At 35.1% G+C, this 18,147-nt stretch carries 17 protein-coding genes; 10 read left to right on the top strand and 7 right to left on the bottom strand.

Going from position 1 to position 18,147, the window contains the following annotated elements:
- Positions 1-47: 47 nt before the first annotated feature.
- From J3495_RS11660 to J3495_RS11650, 3 genes are read right to left on the bottom strand one after another with little or no spacing between them, the layout of a single operon-like run.
- A complete protein-coding gene (locus J3495_RS11660; protein ID WP_210666731.1) occupies positions 48-2,414 on the bottom strand; it encodes a DUF2309 domain-containing protein in 2,367 nt (788 codons plus the stop codon).
- Complete coding sequence (locus tag J3495_RS11655) at positions 2,414-3,853, bottom strand: proton-conducting transporter transmembrane domain-containing protein (protein ID WP_210666730.1); 1,440 nt, start codon at positions 3,851-3,853, stop codon at positions 2,414-2,416. Before J3495_RS11655 ends, J3495_RS11660 begins: the two co-directional genes overlap by 1 nt.
- 11 nt (positions 3,854-3,864) lie before the next feature.
- On the bottom strand, positions 3,865-4,182 hold the full coding sequence (locus J3495_RS11650; RefSeq protein ID WP_210666729.1) for a hypothetical protein: 318 nt from the start codon (positions 4,180-4,182) through the stop codon (positions 3,865-3,867).
- Positions 4,183-4,287: 105 nt separating this feature from the next.
- On the opposite strand from J3495_RS11650, the gene J3495_RS11645 reads away from it, so the two are divergent.
- From J3495_RS11645 to J3495_RS11615, 7 genes are all read left to right on the top strand, one after another.
- On the top strand, positions 4,288-5,211 hold the full coding sequence (locus J3495_RS11645) for a LysR substrate-binding domain-containing protein (RefSeq protein WP_210666728.1): 924 nt from the start codon (positions 4,288-4,290) through the stop codon (positions 5,209-5,211).
- Between the two features lie 532 nt (positions 5,212-5,743).
- Positions 5,744-7,138, top strand: coding sequence for a 3-isopropylmalate dehydratase large subunit (leuC, locus tag J3495_RS11640; protein ID WP_210666727.1), 1,395 nt, complete (start codon positions 5,744-5,746; stop codon positions 7,136-7,138).
- Positions 7,139-7,249: 111 nt separating this feature from the next.
- On the top strand, positions 7,250-7,846 hold the full coding sequence (leuD, locus tag J3495_RS11635) for a 3-isopropylmalate dehydratase small subunit (RefSeq protein ID WP_210666726.1): 597 nt from the start codon (positions 7,250-7,252) through the stop codon (positions 7,844-7,846).
- A gap of 92 nt (positions 7,847-7,938) precedes the next feature.
- Positions 7,939-8,454, top strand: a complete 516-nt coding sequence (locus J3495_RS11630) for a GNAT family N-acetyltransferase (RefSeq protein ID WP_210666725.1) — start codon at positions 7,939-7,941, stop codon at positions 8,452-8,454.
- A gap of 33 nt (positions 8,455-8,487) precedes the next feature.
- Positions 8,488-10,008, top strand: a complete 1,521-nt coding sequence (locus J3495_RS11625; protein WP_210666724.1) for an alpha-isopropylmalate synthase regulatory domain-containing protein — start codon at positions 8,488-8,490, stop codon at positions 10,006-10,008.
- 159 nt (positions 10,009-10,167) lie between these two features.
- Positions 10,168-11,229, top strand: a complete 1,062-nt coding sequence (gene leuB / locus J3495_RS11620) for a 3-isopropylmalate dehydrogenase (RefSeq protein ID WP_210666723.1) — start codon at positions 10,168-10,170, stop codon at positions 11,227-11,229.
- Positions 11,230-11,294: 65 nt separating this feature from the next.
- On the top strand, positions 11,295-11,498 hold the full coding sequence (locus tag J3495_RS11615) for a hypothetical protein (protein ID WP_210666722.1): 204 nt from the start codon (positions 11,295-11,297) through the stop codon (positions 11,496-11,498).
- 59 nt (positions 11,499-11,557) lie between these two features.
- Here the strand turns inward: J3495_RS11615 and J3495_RS11610 are convergent, their stop codons facing one another.
- Together J3495_RS11610 and J3495_RS11605 are read right to left on the bottom strand one after the other, a co-directional pair.
- On the bottom strand, positions 11,558-11,917 hold the full coding sequence (locus J3495_RS11610) for an RNA recognition motif domain-containing protein (RefSeq protein ID WP_210666721.1): 360 nt from the start codon (positions 11,915-11,917) through the stop codon (positions 11,558-11,560).
- Positions 11,918-12,051: 134 nt separating this feature from the next.
- A complete protein-coding gene (locus J3495_RS11605) occupies positions 12,052-12,537 on the bottom strand; it encodes a DUF6252 family protein (RefSeq protein ID WP_210666720.1) in 486 nt (161 codons plus the stop codon).
- A gap of 207 nt (positions 12,538-12,744) precedes the next feature.
- On the opposite strand from J3495_RS11605, the gene J3495_RS11600 reads away from it, so the two are divergent.
- From J3495_RS11600 to J3495_RS11590, 3 genes are all read left to right on the top strand, one after another.
- On the top strand, positions 12,745-13,317 hold the full coding sequence (locus J3495_RS11600; RefSeq protein WP_210666719.1) for a 30S ribosomal protein S16: 573 nt from the start codon (positions 12,745-12,747) through the stop codon (positions 13,315-13,317).
- A gap of 15 nt (positions 13,318-13,332) precedes the next feature.
- Positions 13,333-13,857, top strand: coding sequence for a ribosome maturation factor RimM (rimM, locus tag J3495_RS11595; RefSeq protein ID WP_210666718.1), 525 nt, complete (start codon positions 13,333-13,335; stop codon positions 13,855-13,857).
- 81 nt (positions 13,858-13,938) lie between these two features.
- Entirely contained in the window at positions 13,939-14,646 is a 708-nt protein-coding gene (locus tag J3495_RS11590) for a tRNA1(Val) (adenine(37)-N6)-methyltransferase (protein WP_210666717.1), read from the top strand.
- Between the two features lie 2 nt (positions 14,647-14,648).
- Here J3495_RS11590 and J3495_RS11585 read toward each other — a convergent pair whose 3' ends face one another.
- Both J3495_RS11585 and J3495_RS11580 read right to left on the bottom strand, forming a co-directional pair.
- A complete protein-coding gene (locus tag J3495_RS11585; RefSeq protein ID WP_210666716.1) occupies positions 14,649-15,941 on the bottom strand; it encodes an HlyD family secretion protein in 1,293 nt (430 codons plus the stop codon).
- A gap of 2 nt (positions 15,942-15,943) precedes the next feature.
- A complete protein-coding gene (locus J3495_RS11580; RefSeq protein WP_210666715.1) occupies positions 15,944-18,136 on the bottom strand; it encodes a peptidase domain-containing ABC transporter in 2,193 nt (730 codons plus the stop codon).
- Positions 18,137-18,147 lie beyond the last annotated feature (11 nt).

Below are 18,147 nucleotides of genomic sequence, written 5' to 3'. Positions count from 1 at the left end.
CTGTTTCAAGTTTTATGAAACAGCTTTCTTTTTTAATTTACAAGAATTTAAACCGTTATAGCTTTCTTATTTCTGTTGACTTTACTTTTTTTGTCAACAGAAATCCAGTTTAATCTTTTTTGATAATACTGTATCTTATTTTTATTTAATGGATCCATAACCATTAAATAAACCCATTCGTTATCAAGTAGGTTTTGAATGTGTTCGTTCCTCCAAAGAATATCATGTACTCTCGAAACAGGTGCTTGTATCAGTACAGATAATCGCAAGGGCTGATGATACATTTCGTTATCAGACTGCATTAGAGATTGCAGTGGGAGCCCCATTTTTATATCACCTCCATTACCCTGTACTACTCCAAATTTTCCTGTAATATTATGGGTTATTTTGGATCCTCCACCAAAAACAGCATTGTCTACTGTAGAAAAATAGTAGTGATTGTTGATCCATTGCGTAACCACCATAGGGCCTTGCATGATGGCTTCGAGGGCTTTTCCTCCTGTATCTGTTTCCCAATTGTAAGAATGTAAAAAACAACGACCGTCTAAATTATTATTTTGTGTTAAATCTCTTGGACCTACAATAAATCCTGCATTTTTAGCCAAGCCCCATTCGGGTCTTGTCTCTGCCCAATCGCTGGCTCTTTTCTGAGCATGAGCCACACTATGTGTTGCAAAACCAAGACGTTCCTGTGTAGCGGTTCGTTGGGCTTTGATTAAATCTAATTTTAATTCTTCCATCCTTTTTTTATGTGATAACGGAACCTCGGCATCAAACAATACCATCTCGTCTGTAGTAGTGTTGTGCTCTCCTCCAATAAAAATAGTTGTACTCGGAATTACTATATTATAATTTTCTTCCAGACTCTGTCTAACCTCTGGTAAATTTGCTATTTTGGCGAACATTCTGGCGTTATGTCTGCCAGGACTCGCAGCGCAAGCGCCACAATCTAAACTCGAACCAAAAGCATTGTTGGCAGAATGGCTTCCGTGACCAAAGAAAATAATAATGGGGGCAAACTCTTGCCAACCCATCAGATCAAAAGCTGACTTTACAATAGCGACTTTCTCTTGCAAAGGAATACCTGAATCGGAATTTTCGTGACTACAACTCTTTGTAATTTGCGGTTCGTAAATAGCTTCATGACCTCTCGCTTTCTTCTTTTTTAATCGGTAAAAAGATCCTGGTAAAAGCGTTCTTATCCCTAAAAATATTCCGTAAAAAAAACCCGATCCTTCGACATACCCAAAGGCAGATGGAAGCATGTTTTTCATTCTTTTTAGAAAATATTCTATAAAATTTAGAGTATCATTTTTTTGCTGATATGCCTTTACTTGTAAGGTAGTATCTGGTTTTGCTACTTCTGAAACTAGGTAAGCAGAATTTAGAATAGGAGGACATGATTTACGAGTGATGCCATCATTTAGATTTTCATAATCCATTGCTATACCAAAAAAACCTGCATATCCAAATGTTTCATAATTACCTTTATTCTCTATATTTCTTCGAATTAATTCTGACCTTGTATCAATGCAAAAAACCATTTGGGCATCGGAGATTTCTTTTTTAACTCGAACTTTTGATATCCTCACATTTTGATTTTCTACTCGTTTTACAAGTTCGGTTTGCCAGCTTTTCTCCCATGCTTTTAGCCAAATGTGCTGTAGTTTTTGGACAGGAGAAATTGACAAAAACATCATTTTTTCGGGATCAATTGTAACCTTTAACTTTTCAGAAACCCAAAGTCGCACTCCTAAATAATCCTGCAAGTTTATCGGGTAAGCCTCTTGCCATAAAGATTTCGATGTACTCCTGTGATTGATATAACCAGTCCAGCCGGGCAATGCCGCCAAATGATAGGTACATATTGTAGTAAAATCTTCTTCTGTGTAGTCATCTAAAACATTTGTTAGCACTTCGAGACTCGTTTTGGGTATTTCTGTAATAGCGGTTTTAGGAATATCTGAATCATATATTACTAGTTTTCGCCATGCACTGTAAAAACCTTCGCTTTTATTGGGCATTTCCCATTCAGCCAGACCTTCGTCCATAAAGGCTGCGAGCCATTTTGCCATAATACGATCTAAATCATGATGGTCATTTAATTCTGATGTTGCTTTATGAAACTCCATTTGCTTTAAGTAATCTTCTGGAGATGCTAAAAACTGACTTTCTACAAGTAGATCACAAAGTATTTTTTTATTAATTTCGCCTCTTCTTAATGCTTGTCTAAACAGTGAAACATTTGGATAAACGTTTGCATTAAGCAATTGACTAGCATATTTTACAGCCTCTTCAAAAGGCATTTGTTCGTAACCTGCTAGAGGATTTGAAGTTACAAATGAATACAATGGCCACGTTTTTCCGATAACTTTTGCCGATTCTGCTATACTTTTTTGAATGATTGAATTCATTACAGTGATTTAGATTTATACATTAAAACAGTTTTTTTGTCAGGTTGAGAAATGTTCAACAATTTGACATACAAGACAGGATATTTTCGATAAACCCCTAATTTCATTATAAAAAAACCTATTAAAAATACAATTCCAAATAGCACCTCAATCAAAGATAGTGGTAAGGGAGCTTCTCTGAGTGGCATATCCCACATCAAACCCGTAACGACTTTGTACATGAGCGCATAGGAAAATATACCGCAAATAAATAAAAGGGGAGGTAAAAATGTTTTTTGCAAAATTGTAATTTGCTGCTCTTTAATGATATTATAGGTAGCCTGACCGACGGTTATCGCAACGATAAGTGTTAAAAAAATACCACTATTTAATTCGATCCCTTTTCCGGTTAAATACGCAAACATAAAAGCACCTAGAACTCCAAAAAATAGTACAATTATAACTTGCAAAGGCTTGATTTTAATATTAATTGGTTTTTGCGGTTTAGCATATCCTATCTCTTCTCCTGAGGATAAAAATAAATATGCTTTGTAAAATCCATGAAGGATTAAGTGAACAATAGCCGCATTAAAAAAACCCAAACCACACTGCATAATCATAAAACCCATTTGAGCAATAGTAGAACAGGCTAATTTTTGTTTCACATTTACTTGTAAAAGTTTAGTAAATTGTGCAATAACCGCAGTTAAACCTCCAATAATAAATAAAATAATCAGCGTATCTGATGCAAATAAAACAGTTGAGAATAGCGTCAATAAAATTCCCGAACCGTTTACAAATCCTGCATGCATTAAAGCCGAAGCTGGCGTAGGTGCTGTCATCGCCGAAAGGAGCCAACGATGAAAAGGATATATTGCCGATTGAATAATCGCAGCAATAATAATACACAAACCTGACAATAAAGTAATGGAATGCGATACATTATTTAACTTAGAAAGAATGCCACTTAAAGTAAAATCTCCCGTTTGAAAAGCCAGTAATAAAACTCCCGTACTTAAAAACAAACTTCCGGTGGCAAAGTAGCGAAGCGCAAATTTTGAAGCCTCTGTGGCTTCGCCCCATCGAGAATCGACACCTATTAATTGCGACATAAATACGCCCATTAATCCCCACATCATTAATAAAAGTAGCACGTGATTTGCCATTACAAAAACCATAATAGATCCTGTAAATCCTAAACAAAGCAAGGAAAATTTATTGTAATACTTAAAGCCTTTCAAATAGTTCTTTGCATAACTATTGATGAGAGCGCTAAAAAAAGTTGCTAATGTCCAGATAAGTAATGTAAAACCATTAATTTTTAAAAAACCCTTATAATACCATGGCTGAACATTTGGATAAAAACATATTAAATAAGCCAAATTACCCATGAAAAATATCCATAAAAAATAATTTATTATCTTGTTTAGCAATTGAGCCACGTGATTTTTTTTTATCATTTTTTTTATTTTTATAATAGGTTTTCTACAATCGCGATTTCAAGAATACCATTAATGAGAATGTTTTTTTTTAGGGCTTTAGCATTGGCAATGAATTCTCTAGTTTTTTGCTTTTCTTTTTCGAGTTGCTTAATTCTATCCTCTAATTCCTCGGAATCATGTTTATGGTTTTGTTCCCATTTTTGAAGTCTTTGATTATGATGAAAATTTATTTTTTCATCAATCAAAGACATTATCACATCTGAAGCTTCAGACGGAGTAAATTCTCCTTGTACCAACTGAATTTTTTGCATGATTTTGTCAGATTTAATTAATCCATTTGTTTCCATAATTGTTTTTTTTTTATTGATTAAACTTATAATCCGGCACAAAGATTATCCATTATATCCATAAATTTTTATTTATATTTGTTATGAAATACATAAACAATTTTTATGAATTATACTTTGCATCAACTTCAAATATTCTTGAAAATTTGTCAAATCCAAAGCATCACAAAAGCTTCTGAAGAACTACATCTGACGCAGCCCGCTGTATCAATACAACTAAAAAATTTTCAGGATCAATTTCCAATTCCCCTTACCGAAGTAGTAGGTAGAAAAATCTATATCACCGAATTTGGAAGAGAAATTGCCGAAGCTGCTGAGAAAATACTCAACGAAGTAAATGCTATTAATCACAAAACCTTAACGTATCAAGGGCAACTTTCCGGAAGACTAAAAATATCAATTGTATCCACGGGCAAATATGTAATGCCCTATTTTGTGTCAGAATTTATGAAACAAAATCCGGGCGTAGAACTTATTATTGATGTGACAAACAAATCAGGAGTTTTAAAAAGTTTAGAGTTAAATGAGGTAGATTTTGCATTGGTCTCGGTTTTGCCAAAAAAATTAAATATCACAAAAGTAGAACTGATGCAAAACAGTCTCTTCTTTGTGGGAAGCAATCAATTGAATCTGAAAAAATCCAATGATAAAAAAAACTTATTTGAAAACACACCTATAATCTACCGAGAACAAGGTTCTGCGACTCGAAATGCTATGGAACGTTTTATTACAACTAATAAATTTTCTGTCCAAAAAAAAATCGAGCTTACGTCTAATGAAGCAGTAAAACAGGCCGTACTCTCTGGATTAGGTTGTTCTATTATGCCTTTAATTGGTATTAAAAATGAATTAAAAAATAATGATCTACAAATTATAAAAGTAAAAGGACTTCCTATTATTACTACATGGAACCTGATATCACTTACATCAAAAAAATCGTCTCCGGTCGCAATTGCCTACCTTGATTTTATCAACTCTAAAAAAGAAGAAATCATCAATACTCATTTTTCCTGGATCGGAAATTATTGATTTTTAAATGGCTAACGGCTACTTTAAAAACATAAAAAACAACTCCTTTTTATATGAAATTTCCAAAAATCATTTTTTTGGATGTCGTAATCTTTCAATTAAAAAAAGCAGACAAAATTACGCTTTCAAACTTTTTTATTCACCTAGAAAAAAACAGCAAATTATAATGTTTAAAAATTCACTAAAAGTCCAAAAAATATCAATTATCGCAATAATTGCTTAAACTTTTCTAATTTTTTAAATAAAAAAAATTTTTATATGCATTTTAGAGCGATATTTTCAATTGTTAAAATCAGATTTATTGTATCAGATTTTAATCTAAAAAAGTAAAAACAAAAGCAAATTCTAATTCGTTTTAAACGCAAATTTATCACAACAAAAGCCAATAGCAATTTGTATTTAAGTTTGGGTATCGTATATAATGAAATATTGAAATTGAAGCTTTTGTCACTTTTTTTACATTTGTTTCTCTAATTAAGTTATTCTTAGAAAATAGCTTCGAATTATTGAAATTAAAATTAAAAAAAACAAAATGAGTAAGACATTATTTGACAAAGTATGGGATTCGCATGTAGTACGTAAAATTGAAGATGGACCAGATGTGTTTTTTATTGACCGCCATTTCATTCACGAAGTTACAAGTCCCGTTGCTTTTTTAGGATTAAAAGCCAGAGGCGTGAAGGTCTTGTACCCGGAACGTACTTTTGCAACTGCAGATCACAATACGCCGACCATAAACCAACATTTACCAGTAGAAGATGCTTTATCAGCCAATCAGCTTAAAGCGCTTGAAGATAATGCCGCCGAATACGGAATTTCGCACTGGGGATTAGGACACATTAAAAACGGAATTGTACACGTAGTAGGTCCTGAAAACGGAATTACTTTGCCAGGTGCTACTATTGTTTGCGGAGATTCTCACACGTCTACTCACGGTGCTTTTGGAGCGATTGCTTTTGGTATTGGAACTTCTGAAGTTGAAATGGTACTTTCTACACAATGTATCATGCAGCCAAAACCAAAAAAGATGCGTATTAACGTAAACGGTCAATTGAGCAAAGGTGTTGGGCCAAAAGACGTTGCACTTTATATTATTGCGCAACTCACTACTTCTGGAGGTACAGGTTATTTTGTTGAATACGCTGGAGATGTTTTCGAAAACATGACGATGGAAGGTCGTATGACCGTTTGTAACCTAAGTATCGAAATGGGTGCGCGTGGTGGTATGATTGCGCCTGACCAAAAAACTTTTGATTTCCTTGAAGGAAGATTATATGCCCCTAAAGGCGAAGCTTGGACAAAAGCCGTTGAATACTGGAAAACTTTGAAAACCGATGCTGATGCTGTTTTTGATGCAGAATTAAACATTAATGCTGCCGACATTGAACCAATGATTACGTACGGTACTAATCCTGGAATGGGAATTGGCATCACCAAACATATTCCAAATACCAACCAAGTTGAAGGCGGGGAAGAAACATACAAAAAATCCTTGGCTTACATGGGCTTTGAAGAAGACGATGTAATGATAGGCAAATCAATTGATTATGTTTTCTTAGGAAGCTGTACAAACGGACGTATTGAAGATTTTAGGGCTTTCGCCGAAATTGTAAAAGGAAGAAAAAAAGCAGATAATGTTACCGCTTGGTTAGTTCCTGGTTCTCACGTTGTTGAAGCTCAGATTAAAGAAGAAGGTATTTTGGATATTTTGACAGACGCTGGTTTTGTATTGCGTCAGCCGGGTTGCTCTGCTTGTTTGGCAATGAACGATGATAAAGTTCCTGCTGGAAAATATGCTGTGAGTACATCCAACAGAAACTTTGAAGGCCGTCAAGGTCCTGGTTCAAGAACGCTTCTAGCAAGTCCAATTATGGCTGCTGCAGCTGCGGTTACAGGAAAACTTACAGACCCTAGAGAATTATTTTAATTCTCGCTATAAGCTTTAAGCATTAGGCTTTAAGCTGAAAAATCAATACAAAAACATTGCTGTAGAGAAAAGCCTAAAGCTTACAGCCTACAGCCTAAAGCAAAAATCAAAATGGCATACGATAAATTTAATATATTGACCAGCAGCGCAGTGCCGTTGCCTATTGAGAACGTAGATACAGATCAAATCATCCCGGCTCGTTTCCTGAAAGCTACAAAACGTGAAGGTTTTGGAGACAATCTTTTTAGAGACTGGCGATACAACGGAGATGATACTCCAAAAGCTGATTTTGTTTTAAATGATTCAACTTACAGCGGAAAAATTTTGGTTGGAGGAAAAAACTTCGGTTCAGGATCTTCCAGAGAACACGCTGCGTGGGCAGTTTACGATTACGGCTTTAGAGCTGTCGTTTCAAGTTTCTTTGCAGATATCTTCAAAGGAAACTGTCTGAATATTGGCGTTTTACCCGTTCAGGTTAGCCCAGAATTTGCTGAGATAATCTTTAAAGCAATCGAGGCCAATCCTAAAACAGAACTTGAAATTAACTTACCCAACCAAACCATTACTTTATTAGCAACTGGCCAACAAGAGTCTTTCGCTATTAACGGATACAAAAAAAATAACATGATTAATGGCTTCGATGACATTGATTATTTGCAAAATATTAAAGAAGATATTGTGGCTTTCGCCGATAAACTTCCGTACTAAAAAATCTTGTTCGATCTATTAGACCCGACAGGTTTTTAAAACTTGTCGGGTCTTTATAAATTAAACTCTTAGGAGAACAAAATAAAAATAACATGATTTTTAAACCGAGTACCAAAGAAGATATTGACGCAATTTTTGAGTTTTATGATTTGGCGATTGAATTTCAAAAAACAAAATTTAATAAACATTGGAAAGGTTTTGATCGAAAATTAATCGAAAAAGAAATTGCCGAAGAAAGGCAGTGGAAAATTCTAATTAACGACGAAATCGCCTGCATTTTTGCTATCACTTTTCAAGATGAAAGCATTTGGAAAGAGAAAAACAAAGACAAAGCTGTTTATTTTCATCGCATTGTAACGCATCCGAAATTTAGAGGAAATCATTTTGTAAAGGAAATTATAAAGTGGGGATTACCTTTTGCTAAAGCAAAAAAATTAGACTATTTGAGAATGGATACATGGGGAGACAACGAGTCTTTAATCGAATATTATCAAAAATGTGGATTCGAATTTTTAGGCATCGTCACGCCAGATTATTCGGGATTACCGAAACATTATGAAGGAATTACACTGAGTTTATTTGAAATAAAAGTGCAACATCAACTATAATTTTACTTTTAAAAAGGAATTTAGAAAAGGAATATGGAAAAAAGAAAAATTGAAATAATGGATACCACACTCCGCGATGGCGAACAAACTTCGGGAGTATCATTTTCTGCTGCAGAGAAATTGACCATTGCACAATTGTTGTTGGAGGAATTAAATATCGATAGAATTGAAATTGCTTCAGCGCGCGTGAGCGAAGGGGAATTTCAAGCTGTAAAAGGCATAACTTCCTGGGCAACCGAGAGAGGATATATCGATCGTATCGAAGTGCTTTCGTTTGTAGATGGTGGCGTTTCGATCGAGTGGATGAAAAAAGCAGGTGCCAAAGTGCAAAATTTATTGACCAAAGGCTCCATGAATCACCTGACACATCAATTAAAAAAAACACCGGAACAACACTTTTCTGAAATTGCTGAAATTATCGCTTTAGCGAAAGCAAACCATATCGAAACTAATGTTTATCTGGAAGACTGGAGCAACGGAATGCGAAATTCTCCTGAATATGTTTTTCAGTTTCTGGACTTTTTAGCAACTCAGCCTGTAAAAAGAATTTTGCTTCCTGATACTTTGGGCGTTTTAATTCCGTCTCAGGCTTTCGAATTTATTTCTACTATACGTGTAAAATATCCTCAAATTCATTTTGATTTTCATGCGCACAACGATTACGATTTAAGTATTGCCAACGTTATGGAAGCTGTAAAAGCAGGTATAAACGGCCTTCATGTAACGGTAAACGGCATGGGAGAACGCGCAGGGAATGCGCCGCTTGAAAGCACCGTTGCTGTAATAAATGATTATTTGCCTGAAGTAAGCATCAATATCAAAGAAACTTCATTATATACCGTGAGTAAATTGGTAGAGACTTTTACGGGTTACAGAATTCCGGCTAACAAACCGATTGTTGGCGACAATGTTTTTACACAAACAGCTGGAATTCATGCTGATGGCGACAATAAAAATAATTTGTATTTTAATGATTTGCTTCCGGAACGCTTTGGGAGAAAACGAAAATATGCTTTAGGAAAAACTTCTGGAAAAGCCAATATCGAAAAGAATCTTCAGGAATTAGGTTTAAAATTAAATCAAGAAGACTTAAAATTGGTTACCCAAAGAATTATAGAATTGGGTGATAAAAAAGAAACCGTTACCAAAGAAGATCTTCCGTACATTATTTCAGATGTTTTGGATAGTCATACTTATGAAGAGAAAATAAAAATCGAATCGTATGTGTTAATGCATTCAAAAGGAATGCGTCCCTCAACAACATTAAGCTTAAATCTGAACGGAGAAATCATCGAAGAACACGCTCAGGGCGATGGACAATTTGATGCTTTTATGAATGCATTGTCTAAAATTTATAAAAGTAAAAAATTATCGCTCCCAAAATTGATTGATTATGCAGTGAGAATTCCGCCTGGAAGTAGTTCTGATGCCTTGTGCGAAACTATAATTACGTGGGTAAACAACGGAAAAGAATTTAAAACCCGCGGATTAGACTCCGATCAAACCGTTGCAGCGATCATTGCGACTCAAAAAATGTTGAATGTAATAGCCTAAGGCGCTAAGTTACTAAGATTCTAAGTTGATAAGATTTTTCTTTGCGCTTACTATCATAGTAATTAAAAACCTTTAAAAAAATAAAACTAAGCCAATTAAGAATAAAAATCTTAGAATCTTAGCAACTCAGAATCTTAGAACCTTTTTAAAAAATAAACAATGAAATTTAACATAGCCCTTTTAGCAGGAGACGGAATTGGTCCTGAGGTAATAAATGAAGCTGTAAAAGTATCTGATGCTATTGCAAAAAAATTCAACCACGAAATAACGTGGACACCCGCTCTTACAGGAGCATGTGCTATTGATGCCGTTGGAGTTCCTTATCCCGATGAAACCCACGAAATATGCATGAAAGCAGATGCCGTTTTGTTTGGAGCAATCGGACATCCAAAATACGATAATGATCCTAGCGCACCCGTGCGTCCTGAACAAGGATTATTGTTAATGCGCAAAAAGTTAGGTTTGTTTGCCAACGTACGTCCAACTTTTACTTTTCCTTCTTTAATTGATAATTCTCCTTTAAAAAGAGAAAGAATCGAAGGAACTGATTTGGTTTTCTTAAGAGAATTAACAGGCGGAATTTACTTTGGAGAAAAAGGCAGAAAAGACGGCGGAGAAACTGCTTTTGATAATTGTGTATACACCAGAGCCGAAGTACAACGTCTGGCAAAAAAAGGTTTCGAATTAGCCATGACACGCAGCAAAAAACTATGTTGTGTTGATAAAGCCAATGTTTTAGAGACTTCACGTTTATGGAGAGAAACTGTTCAGGCCATGGAAAAAGATTATCCTGAAGTTACAGTTTCCTATGAATTTGTAGATGCTGTAGCCATGCGCTTGGTTCAATGGCCCAACTCTTATGACGTATTGATCACTGAGAATTTATTCGGAGATATTTTAACAGATGAAGCTTCCGTAATTTCAGGTTCTATGGGTTTAATGCCTTCTGCTTCTGTGGGAGAACATACTTCATTATACGAGCCAATACACGGGTCGTACCCGCAAGCAACAGGATTGAATATCGCAAATCCTTTGGCAACCATTTTATCAGCTGCGATGATGTTTGAAGATGCTTTTGGTTTAAAAGACGAGGCTGAAGCCATTAGAGCAGTCGTTAATAAATCGCTTGAACAAGGCATTGTTACAGAAGATTTAGCTACAAAAGGAACAAAAGCCTACAAAACCAGCGAAGTTGGAGACTGGCTGGTAGCGAATTTATAGTTTAATTTTGTTTCAGGTTTCAAGTTGTTGGAACGTGGAACTTGAAACCTGAAACAATTCATATTATGATAAAAATAAATTTAAAAATACAATTTTTACTTTTTGTGCTTTGCCTCTTTTTTATTGGCTTAGGCATAAATAATATTCTAACTGAAGGTTTTAAATCCGGCGTACATCTTTTCTATCAAGTTTCGCCAGTAATGCCTTTTGTATTTTCAGCTATTCTTTTTGGTGCTAATATTTATTCGAAAAAAACTACACAGAAATAATTATCATAAAAAAAGGGATCAACTTTCGTTGATCCCTTTTATATATTTAGAAAAAAATATTAATATCCTCCTCTGTTACCACCACGGTCATTTCCACCACGGTTGTTTCCTCCACCATAACCTCCGCGTGAATCTCCACCACGGCTGTTATTGTTAAAGCTTCTTCTTTCACCTTCTGGTTTCGGTTCAGATTTATTAACCACAATTGCGCGTCCTTGAACAGTAGCTCCGTTCAATTCGTCGATTGCTTTTTGAGCTTCATCATCGTTTGTCATTTCAACAAAACCAAATCCTTTACTTCTTCCAGTAAATTTATCAGTAATGATCTTAACTGAATCAACTGCTCCATAAGCCTCGAAAGACTCTCTTAAATCTGCTTCCTCAATACTGAATGGAAGGCTTCCAACAAAAATGTTCATATGTACTTATTTATAATAATATAGCAAATGTAATCTTATTTTTCTCTAATCTACTATATATTAGCTTATTTATGTTTTTATTTTGATTAAAAAAATGAGAATCCTCTAAAATCAGCCCCTAATAAATGAAATTATTACTTTTCTAAACTACTAAAAGTTAAGGGAATTTTATAAAAAACTCCTTCTGTAAAATTAATCATGGGTTGATCAACCTCTTCATTATCAGCATTTATTGCACTAAATCTAAAAGTCCCCGAAACCGTATTGGCTTCGCTATTATACTCTGTTATTACAATTTGTCCGCTACCTTTATTCACTCCGGTAGAAAAATCAGCAAGTTGCCCTTGCAGCGAATTTGAATAAGAAGCAGTAGAAAAATTATTGAGTCCCAACATATAAGTCTTCTCATTTGTAGAAGCGCTTCGCAAAGTCACTTTTTCGTAGCCTAATTGACCTACGATAATCAATCCTCCGTCCTCATTTGAAAAAGCATTATAATTCTGAGCTCTCCAAAAAACATTATTTTTTAAAGTTTGAAAAGCAGGATTATTAAATTTTATCTCTTCTGTGCAAGAAGAAGACAAAATAACTAGAGATAACAAAAGCAAGTATTTTTTCATACCAATAATAATTAACTTAAAATGTAAAGCAAAAGTATTGTATTCCAGAGAAATGATTAAAAAAGAGAGTCAAAAACTATAAAAATACAGCAAAAAAACAAGTCCAGCATTTTTAATACAGTTTTGAACGAAGATTTCAGAAAAAAATTATATCTTTGCGCCCTTAATTAACAGAGGTCGAGTACCTCAAAATTTAATCATACGATTATGTCAGTAAAAATTAGATTACAAAGACACGGTAAAAAACAAAAACCTTTTTACTGGGTTGTAGCTGCAGATGCACGCTCAAAAAGAGATGGTAAATACTTAGAGAAAATCGGTACTTACAATCCAAACACAAACCCTGCTACTATCGAATTGAATATCGATAGCGCTGTAAAATGGTTGCACAATGGTGCTCAACCTACTGATACTGCTAGAGCAATCCTTTCTTACAAAGGTGCGTTATTGAAACACCACCTTGATGGAGGTATCCGCAAAGGTGCTTTGACTCAAGAGCAAGCTGATGCTAAATTGGCTGCTTGGTTAGATGCTAAATCTGGAAAAGTTGACGCTAAAAAAGATGGTTTATCAAAAGCGCAAGCTGATGCTAAATCTAAAGCTTTTAAAGCAGAACAAGAAGTTAATGCTAAGCGTTTAGCTGCTGCAGCTCAAGCTGAAGCTGATGCTATCGCTGCTGCAAATCCTGCAGTTGAAGAAGAAGTTACTGAAGTAGAAGCTGAAGCTGCTACTGAAGAAGATCCTGCTGCTGAAGAAAATAACGAAACAACTGAAGCATAATTTTAGCCAGCGATAATGCGTAAAGAAGAATGTTTTTATTTAGGTAAAATCGCTAAAAAATTTAGTTTCAAAGGTGAAGTTCTGGCTTATTTAGACACAGACGAACCTGAGTTATACGAAAATCTGGAATCAGTGTTTGTTGAATGCAACAAACACTTGGTTCCTTTTTTTATTGAAAAAAGTTCTTTACACAAAAACGATTTTCTTAGAATTCGTTTTGAAGACATGAATACCGAAGAAGATGCAGATGCTATTATGGGCAACGCGATCTATCTCCCCCTTAATATGTTGCCAAAACTTTCCGGCAACAAATTTTATTTCCACGAAGTTATTGGTTTCGAAATAGAAGATCAGCGTTTAGGCGTTTTTGGAAAAATCGCTGCCGTAAACGACACTACCGCTCAACCTCTTTTTGAAGTTTTGAATGGTGAAGTCGAAATGCTTATCCCGATGATTGACCATTTTTTGGTAAAAATTGATCGAGACAATAAAAAGGTAATTATGAACCTTCCGGAAGGATTGGTGGAGATGTACCTTTAGAAGTTGATTTGTTTAATCGGTTAATTGTTTAATCGAAGAAAATCAAAAATCAACACTCGTTAATCTCAAATCTTAAATCTAGTGTTTCAATTCAAGCAATTTATCGTTAATCAGGATCGCTGTGCCATGAAAGTGGGTACCGATGGTGTCTTATTGGGCGCCTGGGCTCCCGTACATCATCAGCCTTTTAGCGTTTTGGATATTGGTGCAGGAACTGGAATTATTGCTTTGATGCTGGCTCAGCGAACGCATGCGGAACAAATTGATGCGCTTGAAATCGATGAAGAAGCTTACGAACAAGCTGTTGAAAATTTTGAAAACTCACCTTGGGGCGACCGATTATTTTGTTTTCATGCTGGTTTAGATGAATTTATAGCCGAACCAGAAGACGAATACGACTTGATTGTTTCGAATCCGCCTTTTTATTCTGAAGATTTTAAAACCGAAAACGAACAACGTGATTTGGCGCGTTTTCAAGATGCAATGCCTTTTGAAGAGCTCGTAGAAGCGGCTGATTTATTGCTTTCTGAAAACGGAATTTTTGCCGTAATTCTACCCTTCAAAGAAGAAGAAAACTTTATCGCATTAGCCAAAGAATTCGAATTATATCCTTTAAAAATCACTCGTGTAAAAGGAAATTTGACTTCACCTGTCAAACGCAGTTTATTGGCTTTTGGCCGAGATGACATTCAAGAAATTGAAATCGACGAACTGACCATAGAAACCGAAAGACACATTTATACTCCCGAATATATTGAGCTAACGAAAGATTTTTATCTGAAAATGTAACCTTAAACCTGTTCAAAAATACTTTTGAACTGGTATAAAATTCGCTCTATTAATCGTAAATCTTCTGTAACAATCTCTGCGCTGCCCTTCATTTCCTGCTGAAAAACAATTTGTTTTTTATACGAAGTTTTCAAACCATTTGGCAAAGCTACATCAATCAATAAATTACCTTCTTCATCAGGAACCAAAGCAATGTTTTGAATTGTACCTTTTAAAACACCAAATTCTCTGTCCGGAAAATTGGCCAATCGTATGTTTACTTTTTGCCCCGATTTTATTTTCCCCGAATTCAAAGCTGGCGCTTTTACTTTTCCGACAAAACCGTTTCGGGCATCCGGAATAATAGAAAAAACATTATCGCCAACATTAATGGTCTGATTTTCGTTCCAGACCTGCAAAAAAGTAACCACTCCGTTAACTGATGATTGTAAGGTATAATTAAGCTCCCAATCCTTAATCACTTTTTTAAGCTGGTAGAAAGATTGTGTCATATTACGTCCTAAATTCACCTCTTCTCTTGTGCTGTTTATTTGCAAATTCTGACTAGATTTTGTATTATCTATCAAAGAAGATTTTAGTTGCGAAATAGACGACAGCAGACTTTTGTAACTTTTTTGCGCCTGAAGGTAACTCAGCTTTTTTGCCTCCATTTCCTGAGTTGAAATAATGCCTTTATTGAACAACGTCTCAAATCGTGTCACCTCATTTTTTTGCAGCTGCAATTCACTTTCGTTAATAATTTTTTGCTGCTGCAAAATCTCCAGGCGTTCTTTTATCTGAATGTTTTCAGAACTTTGCGCCCTGCTTTCTACTTCAAAAGGATGTAAATTATGATTTAATTCCTGTGCCTGATACTCTTTTTGAAAAACAGCATAAGCACTTTCTATCTCACCTAACTGAGTGTTTTTTAATACTAAAAAAGGAAAACCGACTTTAGGATCATTAATATTATACTTTTCAATGATACTTTTCAGTAGAAAAACATCTTTATAATTGGCTGTATTTTCGATAATGGCCAAGGTAGTGTTTTTAGACACCACCGCTTTATTTTTGACTAAAATGGCTTCAATTCTACCCGAAACTTTTGCTACAATTTTCTCCGGAGGAACGTTGGTTGTAATTATAATCTCGGCGGTAACCACATCTGGATATTTTACAAACCAAGATATAAAAAACAACATCAGCAAGATACCCAATATCAGGATAGACCCCCAACGGATCATCCAATGCGGTACTTTGGTCAAAATATCCTGTACCTCTTCGCTTCTTAATTCAAATGTAGTGTCTTCGATCATAATTAATTTCCTAATTGTAATTGATTTCGAACCAATTCAAAATAATTTCCTTTTTCTTCTACCAATGTCTTATGGCTTCCTATTTCGATAATTTTACCCTTATCCAAAACCACAATTTGATCGGCATTCATTACCGTGCTCAATCGATGCGCTATTACAATAACGGTTTTATCCTTAAAGAAAATATCTAATTTTCGCATGATTTCTTTCTCGTTGTTGGCATCTAATGCCGATGTTGCTTCATCAAAAAACAAAATTTCCGGATTTTTATAAACTGCTCTGGCAATTAACAATCGTTGCTTCTGCCCTGTACTCATCCCCAAACCTTCAGAACCAATTTTGGTGTTATAACCAAGAGGCAATTCGCTTATGTATTCTTTTATATTAGCGACATCGGCAGCATATACCAGCTTTTCTTTATCTACTTTGTCTACCCCTATCGCAATATTGTTTGCAATAGTATCGCTAAAAATAAATCCTTCCTGCATGACAGCTCCAATGTTAGATCGCCATGCTTTTTGCGAAATATTTTTAAGTTGGGTGTTACCAATATTGACTTCTCCTTTTTCGGGCTCATAAAACTTGAGCAACAATTTCATCAAAGTAGTTTTACCGCTTCCGCTAACACCTACTATTGCGGTAACTTTATTGGCGGGTATCCTCAAATTTAAATCCTGTAAAACAGGAATATCAGATCCTAAATAACGATAAGAAAGGTTTTTTATCGTAATATCAGCGTTATACGGAACATCATTGGTTTGATGCATTTCTTGTTGTGTTTCGTCTTCCTTATCATGAATTTCGGATAATCTCGCCAAAGATATTTTGGCATCTTGCAGCTCTCGGACAAACTCAATAAGTTGTGTAATTGGACCGTTTAAACTACCCACGATCGAACTTATGGCCAACATCATCCCGAGTGTGATCGAGCCATCAATAACCAATTTTGCCGATAAAAATATGATAAAAATATTCTTTAGTTCGTTGATCACGGAGGAACCTATCGTTTGTGTTTGCTCTAAAACCAATCCTTTTATAGAAACTCTAAACAATCTTGCCTGCACATACTCCCAACCCCAACGTTTTTGTTTCTCAGCGTTGTGCAACTTGATTTCCTGCATGCCGTTTATGAGTTCCATCACCTTACTTTGCTCGCTTGACACCTCAGCAAAACGCTTATAATCAAGAATTTCTCTTCTTTTGAGGAATAATATAATCCAACCAAAGTACAAGAGACTCCCTGCAAAAAACACAAAAAATATCTTTATATTATAATACGCCAAAACGCCCCCCATAATCACCATATTAATCACAGAAAACAAAACATTGAGTGATGATGTCGTCAAAATACGTTCGATTCTGCGGTGATCGTTGATGCGTTGCATGATATCACCCGTCATTCGAACATCAAAAAAGGAGATGGGCAAATTCATCAATTTAATAAAGAAATCTGAAATAAGCGAAATATTTATGCGGGTAGAAAGATGCAATAAAATCCAGCTTCGTATCAATTCTAAACCTGTTCTTCCAGCAAATAAAAACAATTGTGCAAAAAGAATTAAATATATAAAATGAATGTTTTGATTTTGAATCCCAACATCGACAATGCTTTGGGTTAGAAACGGAAAAATAAGCTGCAACAAACTACTCGCTAACAAGCCAATACTCAACTGCACCAAAAAAGATTTGTACCGTAAAACATATTGCGCTAACATGCCAAAACCTAATCCTTTGTTGTCTTCTTTATCAAATTCTGACTGAAAAAACTTTGGAGTAGCTTCCATCAACAAGGCAATTCCTTCCTGAGTGGTGTCGTCTGCATTATTTCCTATCCAGAATTTAAGGAACTCTTTTTTATTGTATTCAATTAATCCAAAAGCTGGATCAGAAATATAATAAATGCCTTTTTTTATTTTATAAAGTACCACATAATGATCATTATTCCAGTGCAGAACACATGGCAAGGGTGCATCTTCGAGTCTTTCGAGGCTTAATTTTACGCCTAATGTTCTAAAACCAATTTTCTCAGCGGCTTCACTCAAAAAAAGCAAATTACTGCCTTCTCTCGTAGTCTCGCTAAAATCTCTTAACTCCTGAATATGAATCGTTTTTCCAAAATGCCTGGCAATTATTTTTAAACATGTAGGGCCGCAATCTTTAGAATCAGCTTGGATGTAGTTAGGAAAAATTTTCAATTTCGATTATT

The organism is Flavobacterium geliluteum (assembly GCF_017948595.1).
Taxonomy (GTDB): Bacteria; Bacteroidota; Bacteroidia; order Flavobacteriales; family Flavobacteriaceae; genus Flavobacterium; species Flavobacterium flavipigmentatum.
The sequence above is the reverse complement of the archived record's forward strand: the minus strand, read 5'-3'. Positions and strand labels throughout refer to the sequence as shown.

Excerpts from the sequence above, each read along its gene's own strand:
- J3495_RS11585 (WP_210666716.1), bottom strand. The coding sequence starts at position 15,941 with ATGATCGAAGACACTACATTTGAATTAAGAAGCGAAGAGGTACAGGAT.
- J3495_RS11645 (WP_210666728.1), top strand. The coding sequence starts at position 4,288 with ATGAATTATACTTTGCATCAACTTCAAATATTCTTGAAAATTTGTCAA.
- J3495_RS11625 (WP_210666724.1), top strand. The coding sequence starts at position 8,488 with ATGGAAAAAAGAAAAATTGAAATAATGGATACCACACTCCGCGATGGC.
- J3495_RS11610 (WP_210666721.1), bottom strand. The coding sequence starts at position 11,917 with ATGAACATTTTTGTTGGAAGCCTTCCATTCAGTATTGAGGAAGCAGAT.
- J3495_RS11615 (WP_210666722.1), top strand. The coding sequence starts at position 11,295 with ATGATAAAAATAAATTTAAAAATACAATTTTTACTTTTTGTGCTTTGC.
- J3495_RS11630 (WP_210666725.1), top strand. The coding sequence starts at position 7,939 with ATGATTTTTAAACCGAGTACCAAAGAAGATATTGACGCAATTTTTGAG.
- rimM (WP_210666718.1), top strand. The coding sequence starts at position 13,333 with ATGCGTAAAGAAGAATGTTTTTATTTAGGTAAAATCGCTAAAAAATTT.
- J3495_RS11660 (WP_210666731.1), bottom strand. The coding sequence starts at position 2,414 with ATGAATTCAATCATTCAAAAAAGTATAGCAGAATCGGCAAAAGTTATC.
- leuD (WP_210666726.1), top strand. The coding sequence starts at position 7,250 with ATGGCATACGATAAATTTAATATATTGACCAGCAGCGCAGTGCCGTTG.
- J3495_RS11605 (WP_210666720.1), bottom strand. The coding sequence starts at position 12,537 with ATGAAAAAATACTTGCTTTTGTTATCTCTAGTTATTTTGTCTTCTTCT.
- J3495_RS11600 (WP_210666719.1), top strand. The coding sequence starts at position 12,745 with ATGTCAGTAAAAATTAGATTACAAAGACACGGTAAAAAACAAAAACCT.
- leuB (WP_210666723.1), top strand. The coding sequence starts at position 10,168 with ATGAAATTTAACATAGCCCTTTTAGCAGGAGACGGAATTGGTCCTGAG.
- J3495_RS11650 (WP_210666729.1), bottom strand. The coding sequence starts at position 4,182 with ATGGAAACAAATGGATTAATTAAATCTGACAAAATCATGCAAAAAATT.
- J3495_RS11655 (WP_210666730.1), bottom strand. The coding sequence starts at position 3,853 with ATGATAAAAAAAAATCACGTGGCTCAATTGCTAAACAAGATAATAAAT.
- leuC (WP_210666727.1), top strand. The coding sequence starts at position 5,744 with ATGAGTAAGACATTATTTGACAAAGTATGGGATTCGCATGTAGTACGT.